Source organism: Paenibacillus lautus NBRC 15380, from assembly GCF_004000945.1.
GTDB lineage: Bacteria > Bacillota > Bacilli > Paenibacillales > Paenibacillaceae > Paenibacillus_AQ > Paenibacillus_AQ lautus.
In genome coordinates this window covers 686,383-703,781 of sequence record NZ_BIMF01000002.1, presented here as the reverse complement: position 1 = coordinate 703,781, position 17,399 = coordinate 686,383, and the positions used below count along the sequence as shown (strand labels likewise).

The 17,399-nt window shown below is 49.3% G+C and carries 18 protein-coding genes; 16 read left to right on the top strand and 2 right to left on the bottom strand.

Annotation, left to right across the window (positions count from 1 at the left end; translation table 11 throughout):
* Positions 1 to 28 precede the first annotated feature (28 nt).
* Positions 29 to 655 carry a transcriptional repressor LexA gene (gene lexA, locus PLA01S_RS06560; protein ID WP_006209658.1) on the bottom strand — a complete coding sequence of 209 codons (627 nt, stop codon included), beginning with the start codon at positions 653 to 655 and terminating at the stop codon, positions 29 to 31.
* A gap of 175 nt (positions 656 to 830) precedes the next feature.
* On the opposite strand from lexA, the gene PLA01S_RS06555 reads away from it, so the two are divergent.
* From PLA01S_RS06555 to PLA01S_RS06535, 5 genes are all read left to right on the top strand, one after another.
* On the top strand, positions 831 to 1,202 hold the full coding sequence (locus PLA01S_RS06555) for a LysM peptidoglycan-binding domain-containing protein (RefSeq protein ID WP_127590895.1): 372 nt from the start codon (positions 831 to 833) through the stop codon (positions 1,200 to 1,202).
* A gap of 264 nt (positions 1,203 to 1,466) precedes the next feature.
* On the top strand, positions 1,467 to 1,673 hold the full coding sequence (locus PLA01S_RS06550) for a DUF896 domain-containing protein (RefSeq protein WP_100536458.1): 207 nt from the start codon (positions 1,467 to 1,469) through the stop codon (positions 1,671 to 1,673).
* A 161-nt stretch (positions 1,674 to 1,834) separates the two neighbouring features.
* Entirely contained in the window at positions 1,835 to 2,359 is a 525-nt protein-coding gene (locus tag PLA01S_RS06545; RefSeq protein WP_071218230.1) for a hypothetical protein, read from the top strand.
* A 42-nt stretch (positions 2,360 to 2,401) separates the two neighbouring features.
* Positions 2,402 to 3,193 (top strand): HAD family hydrolase, encoded by a 792-nt coding sequence (locus PLA01S_RS06540; RefSeq protein ID WP_127590893.1) that lies wholly within the window; start codon positions 2,402 to 2,404, stop codon positions 3,191 to 3,193.
* Positions 3,194 to 3,474: 281 nt separating this feature from the next.
* Positions 3,475 to 3,879 (top strand): FixH family protein, encoded by a 405-nt coding sequence (locus tag PLA01S_RS06535; protein WP_127590891.1) that lies wholly within the window; start codon positions 3,475 to 3,477, stop codon positions 3,877 to 3,879.
* A gap of 132 nt (positions 3,880 to 4,011) precedes the next feature.
* On the opposite strand, the gene PLA01S_RS06530 is transcribed toward PLA01S_RS06535, so the two are convergent.
* On the bottom strand, positions 4,012 to 4,548 hold the full coding sequence (locus PLA01S_RS06530; protein WP_127590889.1) for an acireductone dioxygenase: 537 nt from the start codon (positions 4,546 to 4,548) through the stop codon (positions 4,012 to 4,014).
* Positions 4,549 to 4,717: 169 nt separating this feature from the next.
* On the opposite strand from PLA01S_RS06530, the gene metH reads away from it, so the two are divergent.
* The 11 genes from metH to PLA01S_RS06475 all read left to right on the top strand — a co-directional run bounded on the left by metH (position 4,718) and on the right by PLA01S_RS06475 (position 17,377).
* Positions 4,718 to 8,158, top strand: coding sequence for a methionine synthase (metH, locus tag PLA01S_RS06525; RefSeq protein ID WP_127590887.1), 3,441 nt, complete (start codon positions 4,718 to 4,720; stop codon positions 8,156 to 8,158).
* An 87-nt stretch (positions 8,159 to 8,245) separates the two neighbouring features.
* On the top strand, positions 8,246 to 9,175 hold the full coding sequence (rnz, locus tag PLA01S_RS06520) for a ribonuclease Z (RefSeq protein WP_127590885.1): 930 nt from the start codon (positions 8,246 to 8,248) through the stop codon (positions 9,173 to 9,175).
* 370 nt (positions 9,176 to 9,545) lie between these two features.
* Complete coding sequence (gene nucF, locus PLA01S_RS06515) at positions 9,546 to 10,340, top strand: 5' nucleotidase NucF (protein WP_127590883.1); 795 nt, start codon at positions 9,546 to 9,548, stop codon at positions 10,338 to 10,340.
* 51 nt (positions 10,341 to 10,391) lie between these two features.
* Positions 10,392 to 11,210 carry a DNA-formamidopyrimidine glycosylase gene (mutM, locus tag PLA01S_RS06510; RefSeq protein ID WP_100536464.1) on the top strand — a complete coding sequence of 273 codons (819 nt, stop codon included), beginning with the start codon at positions 10,392 to 10,394 and terminating at the stop codon, positions 11,208 to 11,210.
* The gene (locus tag PLA01S_RS06505) at positions 11,200 to 12,048 is read left to right on the top strand and encodes a deoxyribonuclease IV (RefSeq protein ID WP_127590881.1); all 849 of its coding nucleotides are present in this window, start codon (positions 11,200 to 11,202) and stop codon (positions 12,046 to 12,048) included. Before mutM ends, PLA01S_RS06505 begins: the two co-directional genes overlap by 11 nt.
* 17 nt (positions 12,049 to 12,065) lie before the next feature.
* Complete coding sequence (locus tag PLA01S_RS06500; RefSeq protein ID WP_127590879.1) at positions 12,066 to 12,404, top strand: cyclic-phosphate processing receiver domain-containing protein; 339 nt, start codon at positions 12,066 to 12,068, stop codon at positions 12,402 to 12,404.
* On the top strand, positions 12,401 to 12,748 hold the full coding sequence (locus tag PLA01S_RS06495; RefSeq protein ID WP_100536467.1) for a thioredoxin family protein: 348 nt from the start codon (positions 12,401 to 12,403) through the stop codon (positions 12,746 to 12,748). Before PLA01S_RS06500 ends, PLA01S_RS06495 begins: the two co-directional genes overlap by 4 nt.
* On the top strand, positions 12,745 to 13,515 hold the full coding sequence (locus PLA01S_RS06490; protein WP_127590877.1) for an ABC transporter ATP-binding protein: 771 nt from the start codon (positions 12,745 to 12,747) through the stop codon (positions 13,513 to 13,515). Before PLA01S_RS06495 ends, PLA01S_RS06490 begins: the two co-directional genes overlap by 4 nt.
* Positions 13,516 to 13,520: 5 nt before the next feature.
* Positions 13,521 to 14,597 carry an SAM-dependent methyltransferase gene (locus PLA01S_RS06485; protein ID WP_127590875.1) on the top strand — a complete coding sequence of 359 codons (1,077 nt, stop codon included), beginning with the start codon at positions 13,521 to 13,523 and terminating at the stop codon, positions 14,595 to 14,597.
* Positions 14,598 to 14,757: 160 nt separating this feature from the next.
* The gene (locus PLA01S_RS06480; RefSeq protein WP_127590873.1) at positions 14,758 to 16,224 is read left to right on the top strand and encodes a serine/threonine protein kinase; all 1,467 of its coding nucleotides are present in this window, start codon (positions 14,758 to 14,760) and stop codon (positions 16,222 to 16,224) included.
* Between the two features lie 28 nt (positions 16,225 to 16,252).
* The gene (locus PLA01S_RS06475) at positions 16,253 to 17,377 is read left to right on the top strand and encodes an SAF domain-containing protein (RefSeq protein ID WP_127590871.1); all 1,125 of its coding nucleotides are present in this window, start codon (positions 16,253 to 16,255) and stop codon (positions 17,375 to 17,377) included.
* Positions 17,378 to 17,399: the final 22 nt, after the last annotated feature.

Below are 17,399 nucleotides of genomic sequence, written 5' to 3'. Positions count from 1 at the left end.
GTAACCTCTTATTCATAAATCTATGAAGTTAGTGGACGTCCCTGAAGAGTCCGATTACTTTACCGAGAATCGTAACATGGTTCAGGCGCAGTGGCTCGTAGGTAGGATTCTCCGGTTGCAATCGTACATGATCCTTCTCCTTGTAGAAGGTCTTTACCGTTGCTTCGTCTTCTTCGGTCATCGCTACAACAATGTCGCCATTGTCTGCAGTTTGCTGCTGGCGAACAATGACATAGTCGCCGCTGTGAATGCCAGCTTCGATCATACTGTCACCGACAACCGACAACATGAACACCTTATCGTCGCCTACATAATGCTGCGGGAGCGGGAAATAATCCTCAATGTTCTCCATGGCTGTAATAGGAACACCTGCAGTGACTTTACCGACAACAGGCACTCTGGCAATGGTGTGGGTAAACAGGTTCGCGCTATCGGACTCTTCTTGGCCAAGCAGCTCGATGGCTCTTGGTTTCGTAGGGTCACGGCGAATGAGGCCTTTCTTCTCCAGACGGTCTAGATGTCCATGGACCGTTGAACTGGAGGCTAGTCCGACAGCCTCGCCGATTTCCCGGACAGAAGGCGGGTAACCCTTGCTACGAACTTCGTTGCGGATAAACTCTAAGATCGCCAGCTGGCGGCTGGATATTTTCGACATGCCGTATCAACCCCATTTAGTAACGTTTGGGAAAATTATAACATAGAACTTCCGTTCGTACAAACATAAGTTCTAAATAAAAATAGAACAAATGTTCTTTTAGGTATTGAATCAAACAAGTGTTCGTGTTAATATAAATCCATAAGAGAACACTTGTTTGGGAGATGATGATTCCATGTTGAAATACAGTACATACCGCAGCATTTATGAGAACGTTCCAGTGAAAACGAAGAATTCCTCGGAGACTTGGAGCAATCAATTGAAGTCCAGAATGGCATCCATTCCTTTTATAAAGCTTTTATTCATCCTCTTGATCGTAGCTTCATTTTGGACAGGAGCATATTCCGTTTTTGCCGGGGGGATGGACAAGCCGGCTGGGGAGAAGCAGGTTATTGTTCAATATGGTGATAGTTTGTGGCGAATTGCTTCCCTTCATAAACCGGCAGATATGGATACGAGAGTCTATCTGGATAGCATCCGAAGAATTAACGGATTGAAAGGTCCGGATATACAGGCCGGAGAGGTGTTGTCTTTACCGGTCTGGTAATTGGACGACGCTAAGAGCAAACCTTTCCTTATATATGTCCCTACTTCTCGCTTCATATTTCTAAGCTTGCCTAACGAAGTGATTTCACGCAGTATAAGCGTGTTTATAATAGACGACTATTGATTTCTTAACATAGAGGAACCCATTTATGGCATCATATGTTCATATTTGTTCTTAATAAGAGTTTGCAAGGGTGCTGTTGCCTTGACAAGCTCTTTTTCACATGTTTAAGTTATACATGATATCGGAATTGGAGGAGAAGTCATGGACATCGATACTTTGGTTGAACGCATCAATGTACTAGCAAGAAAACAGAAGAGTGAGGGATTGACCGCGGAAGAGCTCAAAGAACGGGCTGAGCTTCGGGAAATATACCTTAATAATATTCGCAGTAACTTTAGACAACAGCTGGAAACGATCGAATGGGTTGATGAAAATGAACAAAAAGGCGGCCCGCGATTAAAGCATTAGTCGATCAACTGTCGCATGGACCTACAACAGTGGATTCATGACCAGATAGATGGATAGAATTATAATACTTGGGGTGCCGATTATTCGTGGAATCGAATACGGTTACCCCAAGTTTATATATGGATTGGTAATATTTTGAAATTGAGTTCAGGGGGAACTATATGTCACGATCATGGGAAAGAAAAGTCAACAAAAATATGTCACAGCTGAACAAGCAGCGTAAAAAGCAGGGACTGACCTCATACCAAGGCTCTGCCGTCAATGATAAGCATGACGTGTTTAAGGGGCGTAAGTATGTTCTTCCGTTAGTACTCGTTGCACTGGCTGGTTTGTATGCGCTTCTCGGAACGGCGACATCCCAGGCAGCCGGCGGAAGCAATGACGTGTTGAATTGGGTTGGTGTCAGCTTGTATATCCTGTTAGCGCTCATGATTTTCCTACGCAAACCTTATTTGAAGATTGAGCGTGCTTCCGTTTCCACGATGAAGTTCAATAGGGAACGTCGTTTGGCTGTATCGGATATCGAGAAGATCAAATTGGCTTCAGGTTCCGTCGTGATCCAAGGCAAGGGGAAAGCAGGCAACTGGGTATTCTCGCGTATGATGAATCTTTATGATACGAAAGCGATGGGCGAAAGATTGGAAGAGTTCGCAAAGACTCATCAAATTCCAGTGGAGCATAATTAACATATAGAATAGATCACAGTGTATATGAGGAGTGGGAGAGACATGCCGATAGCTGCGGTTTTGTTTGATTTGGACGATACGTTATTGTGGGATGAACGTAGTGTGGAAGAAGCGTTTGAAGTGACATGCCAGGCCGGAGCGGACGAGACCGGCGTAGATGCCCAATCACTTTTGGCCGCAGTACGGGAAGAAGCGAGAGCATTATATGAATCATATGATACCTTTGCTTTTACCAAAATGATCGGAATTAACCCTTTTGAAGGCTTGTGGGCTAATTTTACGGCTGGTTCGCAGCCTGAATTCAGAAAGCTGCAGGAGCTGGCACCCGTATACCGCAAGGAATCATGGCGACGCGGACTTCAGCGCCTGGGCGTTGATAATGAACTATTGGCCGAGACGCTGGCTGCACAATTCGCTGCTGAACGCAGAACAAGACCATACGTATATGAAGAAACGTTTGAAGTTCTGAAGGAATTGCAGGGGAATGTAAAGCTGCTCCTTCTTACGAACGGAAGTCCGGATTTGCAGCAGGAGAAGCTGGACGGTGTTCCGGAACTGGTTCCTTACTTTGATCATATCATCATCTCCGGTGATTTTGGCAAAGGGAAGCCGGATGTTTCCATCTTCCAGCATGCACTTGACTTGTTAGGTGTCGAGGCGGATCAGGCCGTGATGGTGGGAGATAAGCTGACCACAGACATTAAAGGCGGAAATGCGGCTGGACTGCATACGGTTTGGATCAATCGGGTAAACCGACCTCATGATCCGTCCATTCAACCGAAGTTTGAGATTAAACATTTATCGGAGCTGCATGCCATCGTGGCATCTTTATAGACTATACAATTAAGAGCTAAGCCCGAATAATTGATACGCTAAACTTACATAGGAACAGCCCTAACAGCAGATTCAGCGGTTATGGGCTGTTTTTTTGTTGGTTATACGTTCTGATTTCACCCTTGCCCTTGGCTATGATAAACGTCACACAATTGTAAGCTGCATGAGATAGAAGGAAAAGAATTATGCGATATAATGGATTAGGAAACTTACGTCGTTTGGAAATGACCATTACGTGAATGAACCATACATAGCCCTATTTTGTAAAAGAGGTGTAGAGCATGACCAGAAAAAAGATGGCCCTAATTGCAGCCATGGTGCTAATGGCGGTTGCGCTTGCCGCATGTAATGACAGCAAGGCGGAATCCGGAGATGATGTGATGGCGGAACCCATCATCGTCGAGCTGTCTCTGACGCCGGAGAGCATTAAGGCTGGCGAGAAGGTGTTGATCGAAGCGAAGGTGACGCAAGCCGGCAGCCCGGTGGAAGATGCGAACGATGTGGAATTTGAAGTGACGCTGGAAGGCGGAGGCGTTCAGGCGAAGGTCCCGGTCAAGCATGATCAAGGCGGGGTTTACAAAATGGAGAAAACCTTCGATGAGGCTGGAACCTATCGTATCGTTTCACATGTCACGGCGAGAGGACAGCATTCTATGCCGCTAAAGGAACTGAAGGTAACGGAGTAACGCATCGCTAATAAATATTGGAATCCTCCTTTATAGTTAAGCTGCTCGGCTCCAATAAAAAGGCAGCGCATGATCCGCAAGTGGATTGATGCGCTGCCTTATTCCGTTCTCCTAATCAATTTGCCCTCAGGCTTATTGGAATTGAGGATCTTCTACCGGTGTAGCAACCCAGCCGTTCTCTTCAATGAAAAGACGAACTGCGATGATCTGCTTGTTCTCCATCAATGTGAAGAAGTGAGGCGTATTTTCCGGTACGGAAATGACATCGCCTGGCTCAAGCTCTACATTAAAGTAACCGACATCGTCGGAGCCTTTAATAATGAAGATTCCTTTACCGCCGACAATCGCACGGATTTCGTCTTCCGCGTGGGTGTGAACCTCTTCGAATTTTTTCAGCAGGTCCTCTATATTGGGCGTGGACTCGGAAAGTGTGATGACATCCCAAATTTTGTAGCCGCGTCTTGCAGCCAAGTCGCGAATTTCTTCATCAAAGATGTCCAAAATGCGCTTCTTATCGTCATCACTAAGCTTGAAATTTTCTTGAAGCGCTGCCGGGAGTTTTTCCATATTCCAGTGCTCGTAAACAACCTCTTGGTTATTCAGGAATTCCCGAACATTTTCTTCTCCAGTAATGCGTTCGTTCGTGTTGCGAATCACAATCTCTGCCATAGCTTTAACCCTCTTTCTCCCGTTGGATTAATATGTATTATAGCCCCCCTCACAGCATTTGTCATCTGAAAATGTGGATTTGTACCCATTGCTGCGCAATATTTCAGCTTTTCTATTGAAAAATATTCTGATACACTAAGATTTAACGTTTTCGGGGGAGGTTTACGAGTTGAACAAGCCTAGCTTACAAGAAGTACTTAAAGAACGAATATTAATTCTTGATGGTGCCATGGGCACGATGATCCAGCAGGAGGACCTCTCAGCTGAAGATTTTGGCGGTCCGGACCTCGATGGCTGTAATGAAATGCTGGTCATTCATCGGCCGGATGTCATTCAGAAAATACATGAACAATATCTTGAAGCAGGTGCCGACCTGATTGAAACCAATACGTTTGGCGCAACCTCGGTTGTGCTTGCTGAATACGATATACCTGAACTTGCCCGGGAAATCAACTTGAAAGCGGCTCATTTGGCCCGTGCAGCGGTTGAAAAATATTCCACGCCGGACAGCCCGCGCTATGTGGTAGGAGCGATGGGTCCGACAACCAAGACGCTATCGGTTACCGGCGGTGTGACCTTTGCCGAATTGATCGAGAGTTACGAGGAGCAAGCCGTTGCCTTGATTGAAGGCGGAGTTGATGCGCTTTTGCTCGAAACATCCCAGGATACATTAAACGTGAAAGCCGGGAGCATTGGGATTCGCCAAGCGTTTGATAAAACGGGCGTCACGCTTCCAATCATGATATCCGGTACGATTGAACCGATGGGAACGACGCTGGCCGGACAAAATATAGAGGCATTCTACATTTCTTTGGAACATCTGAATCCCGTATCCATTGGCCTTAACTGTGCAACGGGCCCGGAATTCATGCGTGACCATATTCGCTCCTTATCCGAAATGTCGAGAAGTGCCATTAGCTGTTATCCTAACGCAGGTCTCCCAGACGAGAACGGGCAGTACCACGAATCCCCTGAATCGTTGGCTCAAAAGATGGGGGCTTTTGCTGAAAAAGGCTGGCTTAACATCGCCGGCGGATGCTGTGGGACAACACCCGACCATATTCGCGCTTTAAAACAAACGATGGATGGCTTCTCCCCACGACCGCTGGATGGTGGACATTTGCCGGCATTATCCGGTATCGAGCCGGTTTATATCGAGCAGGAAAACCGACCGTATATGGTGGGGGAGAGAACGAATGTTCTGGGTTCCAGGAAGTTTAAACGGTTAATTGTAGAAGGTAAATATGAGGAAGCCTCCGAGATCGCACGTGCACAGGTCAAGAATGGCGCACATGTCATTGATGTTTGCGTACAGGATCCGGATCGTGAAGAGTCGGAAGATATGATTAAGTTTCTGGAGCTAGTAGTTAAAAAGGTTAAAGTGCCGCTCATGATTGATACCACCGATCCAGCCGTTATTGACCTGGCGCTGCAATATTCGCAAGGGAAGGCGATTATTAACTCCATTAACCTTGAAGACGGTGAAGAGAAATTTGAGCATGTGATCCCGTTGGTGCATAAATACGGTGCCGCGGTTGTTGTAGGAACCATTGATGAGACCGGTCAGGCGATCCATCGTGACGACAAGCTGAAGGTAGCCCAGCGTTCTTATGATCTGTTGGTGAACAAATATGGCGTTTCGCCTGAGGACATTATTTTCGACACACTTGTATTCCCGGTAGGTACGGGGGACGAACAGTATATCGGATCCGCCAAGGAAACGATTGAAGGCATCCGCATCATAAAAGAAGCCATGCCAAAAGTGCATACGATCCTCGGCATCAGTAACGTTTCCTTTGGATTGCCGGAAGCGGGCCGTGAAGTCTTGAACTCCGTGTATCTGTACGAGTGCACAAAAGCGGGATTGGATTACGCAATCGTGAATACCGAGAAGCTGGAGCGTTATGCCTCAATCCCGGAAGAAGAGCGCCGACTGGCAGAGGATTTGATTTACCGCACCAACGATGAGACGTTGGCTGCTTTTGTGGCGGCATTCCGGGATAAAAAGGTAGAGAAGAAGGTGAAGGTATCCAATCTGACACTCGAGGAGCGACTTGCATCCTATGTGGTGGAAGGTTCCAAGGAAGGCCTCATTCCGGACTTAGATGAAGCATTAACCAAATACGGCGCGCTGGAGATCATTAATGGCCCGCTGATGGCCGGGATGACCGAGGTTGGACGCTTGTTTAACAACAACGAACTCATTGTGGCTGAGGTGCTGCAAAGTGCCGAAGTGATGAAAGCCTCCGTGGCGTATCTCGAATCCTTTATGGAGAAAAACGAGTCGTCGGTCAAAGGGAAAATCATGCTTGCCACCGTGAAGGGGGACGTGCATGATATCGGTAAAAACCTGGTGGAGATCATCTTATCCAACAATGGTTATCAAATCATTAATTTGGGTATAAAAGTACCACCGGAGCAAATTATCGAGGCATACCGACGCGAGCAGCCCGATGCGATCGGCTTGTCCGGTTTGCTCGTGAAGTCAGCCCAACAGATGGTATCCACCGCCCAGGATTTGAAAAACGCGGGCATTAGCGTTCCGATCATGGTAGGCGGGGCGGCTCTTACACGGAAATTCACGAAGACCCGCATTCGTCCCGAGTATGACGGCATGGTGCTTTACGCGAAGGACGCAATGGATGGTCTTGCATTGGCCAACCAGCTGAGCGATCCGGTGCTGCGGACCCAAATGGCGGAAGAGATTAAGGCAGAGCAAGAAGCGGATGCCGCTGCACCTCAGGTAGTAAAAGTAATGCCGAAGCTGTCAGAAGGGCTGCGCTCCAAAATTTCGACCGATGCTCCTGTATATATACCGCCGGATATGGAGCGGCATGTGCTTCGAAACTACCCGATTTCGCATATCCTGCCTTATATCAACATGCAGATGCTGTTGGGACATCATTTAGGCCTGAAAGGTTCAGTGGAACAGCTGCTGAAAGCCAATGACCCGAAGGCGGTATCGCTTAAGGAAACCGTTGATGGTATTCTGGAAGAGGCCGTTCAATCGGGGATCATACAGGCGCATGCGATGTACCGTTTCTTCCCGGCACAGTCGAGAGGAAATGATATTCTCATATACGATCCGAAAGATACAACAAAAGTGTTGCATACCTTTACGTTTCCAAGACAGCAGGTTGAGCCGTACCTGTGCTTGGCGGATTTCCTGAAATCCGTAGACAGCGGGGTAATGGATTACGTTGGATTCCTTGTCGTTACAGCCGGACACGGCGTCGGAAAATTGTCCGGGGAATGGAAGGACAAGGGTGACTATTTGCGCTCACATGCGCTTCAATCAGTCGCACTGGAAACGGCAGAAGGTCTGGCGGAGCGGATTCACCATATGATGCGGGATACGTGGGGATACCCCGATCCGGCTGACATGACAATGAAGCAGCGCTTGGGTGCGAGATACCAAGGCATTCGCGTATCCTTCGGGTATCCGGCCTGTCCGGATCTGGAGGATCAGGAACCGTTATTTAAATTGATGCAGCCAGAAGATATCGGCGTTCATCTTACCGAAGGTTTCATGATGGAACCGGAGGCATCGGTATCCGCCATGGTGTTCAGCCATCCGGAGGCTCATTATTTTAACGTGGATAAAGCTTAACATTTGAATACCGGTACAGCCGGTTTGAAATCCTCCGAATGTTTCGGGGGATTTCTCCGGTTTACAACACGAAAGGGGAGAAGAGGGATGGAACTCTATTTTTTAGGAACAAACGCGGGGGTTCCTACGCTGCAGCGTAACGTGACCTCGATTGCACTGCGTATGCTGGAAGAACGAAGAAGTCTGTGGCTGTTTGATTGTGGAGAAGGCACGCAGCATCAAATATTGAAGTCCCCGCTCAAGCTGTCCAAGCTTGAAAAGGTATTCATTACACATATGCACGGTGATCATGTATTCGGTTTGCCAGGGTTGCTATCCAGCCGAGGTGCCCAAGGGGTAACTTCACCCCTGTCGATATATGGTCCCCCAGGTATTAAGGTTTTCATTGAAACTACGCTGAGCATCAGCCAATCGCGTGTCCCTTATACGATGGAGGTTATTGAGCACACCGGTGGCATATTGTTTGAGGACGATAACTTCCTCGTGGAATCGGCAAAGCTGGATCACAGGGCCGAGAGTTATGGCTACCGTATCGTGGAGAAGGATCTCCCCGGCAGTCTGGACCTGAAACGTTTGGCGGATTATGGACTCAAGCCAGGGCCGCTTTATGGCAAGCTAAAAAGAGGGGAGAGCGTGGAACTCGGCGACGGGCGATGGATTCATGCCTCTGATGTGCTCCTGACACCGAAAAAAGGGAGAGTGGTCACGATTCTCGGGGATACAAGGCCATGCCCTGGAGTGGAGACTCTGGCCAAAGGTGCCGATCTTCTGGTTCATGAAGCCACTTTCATGGAAGATCTGTCGGAACTAGCGCACGAATACTATCACAGTACGGCTAAACAGGCAGCGGAAGCAGCCAAACGGGCTGAAGTACGATCGCTGTTCCTGACCCACTTCAGCTCCCGGTATAAGGATATTGAGCACTTGCAGCCGCTGCTCAAGGAAGCGCAGGAGATTTTTGAAAATACACGCCTAGCAGAGGATTTCGGATTGTACCCAATCCAGCGCAGATCATAAGTAGACAAAGCGGCTATTTACAGGGAAATATCGAGTGATTGAGTGAATTATTTTCCGGGAAAGCGCAGGAAATGACAAACCGGTTTATAATCACTAACGCTTGGACAGTCTTCGATCTCTTTCGACTGATTTGCCGCCGGGCTGAGATACTCGCCATGAACCTTGCAACCGGAAGTAGCCTTCTTTACAATAATACTAACTGGGGTTTCAGCGTAAGCAAACTTCAGCGCAGTGTATGAACCATGGTTATACATATTTATACCGATATATGACGATGATTGACGATCACGGCGATGCCGAGAAAGCTCAACCTTTAGCCGATGAATCATTTATGGCGTGAAGGAAAGAAATAAGAAGGTGCTATCAACTCATGGAAAAACCAAAACCAAAAGGATTACTGATTGATCTGGATGGAACGCTGTATCATGGCCGGCATCGAATTGAGGGGGCAGACCTTCTCATCGAGCGGCTGAAGGAATTGCAGATTCCGTTCCTGTATGTAACGAATAATTCATCAAGGACACCCGAACAGGTTGCGGCGCATCTGATGGAGATGGGGATCCCTGCCTTACCGGAGGAAGTATGCACCTCCTCCCTGGCTGCAGCTAAATATATCGCTGAGAAGTCGCCGGGTGCCAAAGTGGCGATGCTCGGAGAAGAGGGGCTCCGTGAAGCGCTCTTGTCCGCAGGTCTGAACATCGTGGAGCAGTCCCCTGATTATGTGATTCAAGGAATCGACCGCTCGTTCCATTACGAGAAGTTAACACGTGCCGTTCGCTGGATTCAGGAGGGAGCCGTGTCGATATTGACCAATCCGGATTTGCAGCTTCCATCGGATACCGGCTTGATGCCCGGTGCAGGTTCGCTGGGTGCTGCGATCGAAGCCGCTTCCGGAGTGAAACCGACGGTCATCGGAAAGCCGTCCTCGATTTTAATGAAATTTGCTTCGGATCGCCTCGGTTTGGCCCCGGAGGAAACTTATGTAATCGGAGATAATATACGTACGGACATCGCGGCTGGCGCGCATGCAGGCTGTAAGACGGTGCTCGTTATGACCGGAATCACGACCGATCACAATATGGAGGCGCATATGGAAGCCACGGGGGTCACACCGGACTTTATCTGCCGGGATTTGAGCGAAGTGAAAAATCTGCTGTGTTCATAATGATCGAGTGTGTACATAAACTTTTGTGATTGACGAAAGGGAAGATGAATCATGCCGGAACTGCCGGAAATGGAAAATTACCGAAGATTGTTATCGCAGAGCATTTTGAATGTGCCAATCACGAATGTCGTCGTGAACCGTGAAAAATCACTAAATGTGACGGTTGAAGACTTTACTTCCGTGCTAAAGGGAAGCAAGGTCATTTTTGTGGAACGTAGAGGCAAGCATCTCATATTCCATCTGCATAACGGAGGCAGATTGCTGCTTCACCTCATGCTGGGCGGCATTTTGTATTTAGGGCATAGGGATGAGGAACGTCCCTCAAGGTCGACTCAGGTCGAGATCACATTTGGTGATCAGGTGCTGTATTTTATCGGTCTGCGTCTGGGTTACTTGCACTTCCTAACGGCCCGAGAAACGGAAAATGCGCTTAAAGAGCTTGGACCTGAACTTCTGGATCGGCGAATGACCAAAGCGCGCTTTGTCGAACTGATCGGAAAACGGCGGGGCGCTTTAAAAACAACGCTGGTCAATCAGCAGGTTGTCGCCGGAATCGGCAACTGTTACGCGGATGAGATTGCCTTCGATGCCCAAATTCACCCGCTGTCCAAAATTCAGGATCTATCGGAGCAGTCTTTAGAGCAGTTATACGAGAGTACCGTTAAAGTGATGCACGAGGCAACGGATGGCGGCGGATATATGGAAATGCCGTTTCAGGAAGGGGACACCCTGACGGGAGCTTATAACGACGAGTGCAAAGTTTACGATCGCGAAGGAGAGCCCTGTGTTCGCTGCGGCACGCCGATCGTGAAGGCGGAGCATACCTCGCGCAAAGTGTTCTTTTGTCCGAACTGTCAGCATGAAGTCTAAAGTCCGGATTGGAAGCCATGTCAGCACACGCGGCGGATTTCTCGCAGCAGCTCAGCATGCAGCCGGCATCGGTTCACTCGCGTATCAGTATTTCCCGAAAAATCCGCGCAGTCTTCACTTGAAGACGCCGGACGTCCGCAATGCCGCCGCATGCGCAGCGTTTTGTCAGGAACAAGGACTCGTTTCGATCGCGCACACACCGTATCCGACGAATATGGCGGTTGGCTTAACCCGGGGAGAAGCGTTTTACCAGTTGACCGTAGATTCCCTAAAGAACGATCTCATGATTGCCGAGGCTTGCGGATCGCTGGGTATCGTGGTTCATTTTGGGCATCTCAAGAGTCAGAATGTCCTTGAAGGGTATCAGAATATTATTCGCTGCATGAATGATGTGTTGTCTTCCTGGACGGGCAGGGCCAAGCTGCTGATCGAGAATCAGGCGGGAGACCATGGGTCCATGGGGATGACGCTAGAAGAGAGCGTGAAGGTTAGACAGCTTGCCGATTATCCGGAAAAAATAGGCTTTTGCCTGGATACCTGCCACTTGTTTGCCGCCGGAGGATGGGACATTTCGAATACGGATGAGCTCCTTGCCAGGGGCCAGTCGCTAGCTTATTGGGAATCTACCGTTGCCGTTCATTTGAACGATTCGAAATATGGGGCCGGCTCAAGAAAAGATCGCCACGCCCGCATCGGACAAGGTATGATAGGCACAGAAGCTCTGAAGCGTCTGGTTCTGGCACCGGAACTTGCGGGCAAGGCATTTGTCCTGGAAAGTGAAAAAGGGGCTGACGGCACGCATCGGGAAGACATCGCCAAGGTGCTGTCCTGGTCCTGATTAAGGGAGAGAGTAATATGATTCATCTGTATTTAGACGACTGGCGTCCCAATCCGAAAGGATTTGCGCTGGCTCGAAACGGGGAAGAGTGTTTGCTGATGCTCCGTGAATGTGAAGTGGACGTTCTGTCGCTTGACTTTGAACTCGGGCATGGCCAAATGAACGGCGGAGACGTGGTTACAGCCATGATCGCCGAAAACCTGCAGGCTAAGGAAATTTATTTGCATACCTCAAGTCCGTCAGGCCGAAGAAAAATGTATGAGCTGCTCTATGAGCACATGCCGAAAAGCGTCAAGGTCCACAATGGACCGATGCCCGAATCCGTGCTGCGGGAAGTTGCCCAGGGTTCAAGATGATTGAGGTTACGCAGCGTGAATTGACGGAGAGGCTTGAATGGCACGAGCGTCTGACGAAACGGGATGCGAATGCGGATCCTGTCATCGTATTTTTACATACGCCATTATGCGGCACATGTGCCGCAGCGCGTAAGATGATCGACATCGTGGAACATGTGGTGCCGGATGTACAGCTGCTCGAAGCCGATGTGAACTTTCTTCCGGGCATTGTGGAACGGTATCAAATCCGCAGCGTACCTGCATTGTTGGCCATCCAGTCCAGCCCCCTCGCTGAGCCGGAGGTGCTGTACCGGATGGGTTCCGTGCAGGATATCGTAAGTTTTGTTAGGAGCGTGAAGCCGTGATTTCGCTACAGCATGTGTCGCTCGTCAGAGGGAATCGTCATATTCTGCATGATGTTATTGAGATGAAGCCGGGACAGAACTGGGCTATCTTGGGCAGGAACGGATCAGGCAAAACGACGCTGCTGGAAATGATGACAGGGTATATGTTTCCTTCCAGCGGGCGCGTTGAGGTTCTTGGCCATGTTTATGGACAATGCGATATTCGGGAGGTCCGCAAATCGATCGGTTATATTAGCCAGTCGTTATTGGAGAAATTGACGCTGAGCGACCCGGTCTGGGAGGTTGTGGCAACAGGGGCTTACGCCTTTCTGCGCTTCTACCAGGACATACCGGAAGAGGCCAGAAACCTAGCTTATACTCTGCTAAACGAAATGAATTTCGGCCATTTGGCGGAGCAGCCTCTCGGGATATTGTCCCAGGGTGAACGGAAAAAGGTGATGCTGGCACGATCCCTCATGGCCGATCCAAAGATTCTGATTATGGATGAACCGTGCGCCGGTCTGGATTTGTATGAAAGGGAGAAGATGCTGCATGAGATTGACCGGCTGAGGCAGCGTAATATTACGGTCGTGTACGTCACGCATCATATCGAGGAGATTGTCCCTTTATTTACTCATGTGGCGCTTATTAAAAACGGACGGTTGACGGCCGCGGGACGCAAAGAAGAAGTTTTGAACCATGAACTTATCAAACAAACTTATGATATCGACGCTCAGCTGGAATGGGATGGCGGACGTCCCTGGATCAAAGTTATTTCTGGAGGTTAATCCGTTTGGACGAATTAAAAGTTATGCAAGAACATGAGGAACAGAATGAAAATCACGGAGATTTCCACAGTAAGTGGGTATGTACGGCAAACCATGGTTTTGCTCCTTACGCCCAAGAAGAGCTGCGGCGGATGTTTGGCAGTTTAAAGAGCACGATGTTGATGCCGGGCGAGGTGTTTTTGGCGACACTCGGCAGTTCCGAAGATGAGGCTAAGCGGCTAATTACGTCTTCCCCGCCTATATTTCTGCGGCATCTGTTTCCAGTACATCTGGAAATAACAGCTGATACCGCTGTCGAAGCATTGCATGCGGTCGTTGAGCATGTCATGAAGCGGGAGGAGATCGGCCGCAGCCGCGTGTCCATCCAAATCCGCAAGACGGAGAACAGCTCGTGGAAGGATAACCCGGCTGCGCTTCGGGATGAATTACAGCATCGCTTGGCTGCAATGGAACTTGAATACACGGTCCAGGCACCGGAATGGATTATTTCACTATTCACTGCTGACAGCGTCTGGTACGTTGGCGTGTCGCGGCCGGAGGACAACCTGTCGGATTGGAACGGAGGCGCCGTCCGCTTTCAACGGGAAGAGGGACAAATCTCAAGAGCCAAATTCAAGCTCCTTGAGGCGGAGAAGCAGTTCGGGATTCCGTTTGATTCCTTCCGCAAGGCTGTCGATATCGGAGCAGCGCCTGGCGGATGGACATCCTTTCTATTGGAGCGCGGCTTGCAAGTTACGGCTGTTGATCCGGCTAAAATGCATCCATCACTGGATGGGCACAAGAACCTGCGTGTCGTCCATAAGAATGCGGCGGACGTGTCGTTTAGAGAGCATGAATTCGATCTGCTGGTATGCGACATGAGCTGGAGCCCCAAACTGATGGCCCGAATGGTGACCGGGCTTCTGTACAGCCTTGAGACGGGCGGCACCGCTGTTATTACGGTTAAGCTGCTGACTAAGAAACCGATGGCGCTGGTGAAAGAGATCATGTCGGTGTTTGAGGAGTCCAGAATGCAGATTCAGGGAGCGAAGCAGCTGTTCCATAATCGGGACGAGATTACGCTATATATGTTTAAGTATTAAAAAAGTCTTTACAAGTGAATGTATCTTGTTCTATAATGATCCCAAAATTAACCAACGACAACAACAGGGAAAGCATCCCGCTCTTCATCACGATTCAGTGATGTGGCGGAGTGCTTTCCTTTTTTTGTTGTGCTTGTAAGTCAGAGGAGAGGGCGTTGACATGAATCAGCCTTGCAGATTGGTACATGGGGAAGTGTTGGGCGAGCGTTACGTGATTGACCGCGTGATTGGTGAAGGGGGGATGAGCTGTGTCTATCTAGCCGAGGATCTGAAGCTGCCCGGGAAGAAATGGGCAGTGAAAGAGAGTTTGTCTGAACCCGGGATGCAGCGCGCCGTTCAGGATGAGGCACAGCTTCTGATTAAACTCAGTCACCCGCGGCTGCCGCGCATTGTCGATTTTTTTCATGCTCAGGCTACCGGATACACCTATTTAGTTATGGATTATATTCAGGGCATGACATTGGAGAAGTACTTCCGGGGATATCGGGGAAATGTGAATCCGGACTTCATTATGGAACTGACCGAGCAATTGCTGGATGTTCTGGAGTATCTCCATAACCACGAACCCCAGGTTATATTCCGAGATTTAAAGCCATCGAATATTATGCTGACGGATCAGCTGGAGGTTAGACTCATCGATTTTGGAATCGCGAGAAGTTATAAACAGGAGAGAGGCGAAGATACGGTCAAGCTAGGCACCGTTGGATTTGCGGCCCCGGAGCAGTATGGAGGTAGGCAAAGTGATGCAAGATCGGACCTGTATGGGCTTGGAGCGCTTCTGCTTTATCTCTCAACCGGCGGCAAATTCAGTGAATGGATAACGGGCGTGGAGCGGCATATTCGTAGCGATTTACCTAGAGAGCTTGTGCCCGTTATCCGAAAGCTGCTGCAGTATGCTCCGGAGCACCGATATCAATCCGCCCTAGATGTTCGTTCAGCGCTTAGCAGGCAGCAGCCGATAACTGCAAATTTATCGGGTGTTCAGTCCAACACGCTGGCCGGGACGCTTGTGGCGGCCGTATTGGGGGCATCGTCCGGTGTAGGAACAACGCACAGCTGCATCGCATTTGGGCATTACTTGGCTTCAAGGTACGGGAAGGTAGCGATCGTAGAGATGAGCGCAAAATCCACCGCTTTTACCCGGATTCAGGAAATTGCCGAAGGCGGGAAGCTGGGGTCTATCCGAAAGTTCGAAATCAACGGGATTCACTTTTGGCGGCAAACAGCCAGAACGGAAGTGATCTCGCTGCTCGGAGGCAGTTACGATGCGGTTGTCTTGGATTTGGGAGCATACCGGGACAGCGAACGGCTTGAGGAGTTCCTTCGGGCTGATCTCCCTATCGTTATCGGATCAGGAGCGGAGTGGCGACAGCATGATGTGGTGACGCTGGCCCGGATGCTGTCAAGACATCCACAGCCGGCCAGGATCTATGCACTGCCTCTTGCAGGCGAAGAAACGATTCAAGAGATGAGAAGAACGCTAGGGACGAATAAAGTTCATTCATTGCCCCTGCAATTGGACCCTTTTGAAGTGCCGGACAGCAGCCGTGAGGCTTTTGCACAGTTATTTCAGGACTACTTGCCGCCGGCAGAAAGGAAGCGAAGATTCAGGTTTCTAAAGAATTAACTGCATATGAACTAAAGGAGATGAAGCAATGCCGATTATCAGGAGGCGCAGCCGCAAACTGATATTTGCCGGACTTGCCGGCGCAGCCGTGACAGGTGCCGTATGTGCCGGGGCAATGATGTATTATGTGCAGGGCTATAAAGAGCAGCAGAGTATTGAGCGTACTAAATACGAGCATCGAATCACGGAGCTTGAAGAGACACAGCTTCAGCAGCTCAATTCAATGAAGGTTGCATGGGTTCCGTTAAAAGATATTCCGCCCGGTCATTTCATAGAGGCGAAGGATATCAAGGAAGTGCGTTTGCCTGATGACGGTTCTTCCGGGAATCTGTTCTCGGTCAAGGAAGAGATTGCGGGGAAGGGAGCCAAGATCGAGCTGCTGCAGGGAACACCGATTACTCGCTCAATGCTCTTTGAAGAAGAGCCGACGCCGTCCGATCTTCGTCATCGGGAGATGAAGTCCGTATATCTGCCAAGCAATTTACGTCAAGGGGACGTTATCGATGTGAGGGTCCAGTTTCCTACCGGACAGGATTACATCATTTTATCCAAGAAGAAGATCGATAGGCTTCAACATCCAGCGTTCTGGACAACGTTAAGCGAACAGGAGATTTTATTGCTTTCCAGCGCTTTGGTGGATGCTTATCTGCATGATGCAACGCTCTATGCACTTACCTATGTAGAGCCGGAGCTGCAAGAAAGAGCGATTCCTAACTATCCCCCGAACGCTGAAGTAACGAAGCTGATTGCAAGCAACCCGAATATTGTGAAGAAAGCCGAGAAGCATTTGGAGGTTACTCTGCGAAGCACGCTGGAGGAGGATTTAAGCAAGCTTCAGCCGAATCAGCAGCCGAATCAGCAGGCTCAGGTATCCGACATGCATCATAACTCTATCTTTGCTGGCGGTGCAAGGAGTCCGGATTCATGGAGCCCGGCATCCCATATAAGCTCCCAAGCGAAATCTTCAAATGATACGAATTGGAATACCGCTGACATCCGTCCAGAGGGTGAGGCAAGTTCAGAGACTCCTCCACTCCGCGAAGAGCGGGATTCAGAAGCGGAGCAGATTTTGGGGTCAACCGGTCCGGCAGATTCCGAGGCGAGCAGTGATAAGGAATCACAAGAAGCGGATTTGATATTCTCAAGTCCTTAGTAAATACAAGGCGAAGCCCGAA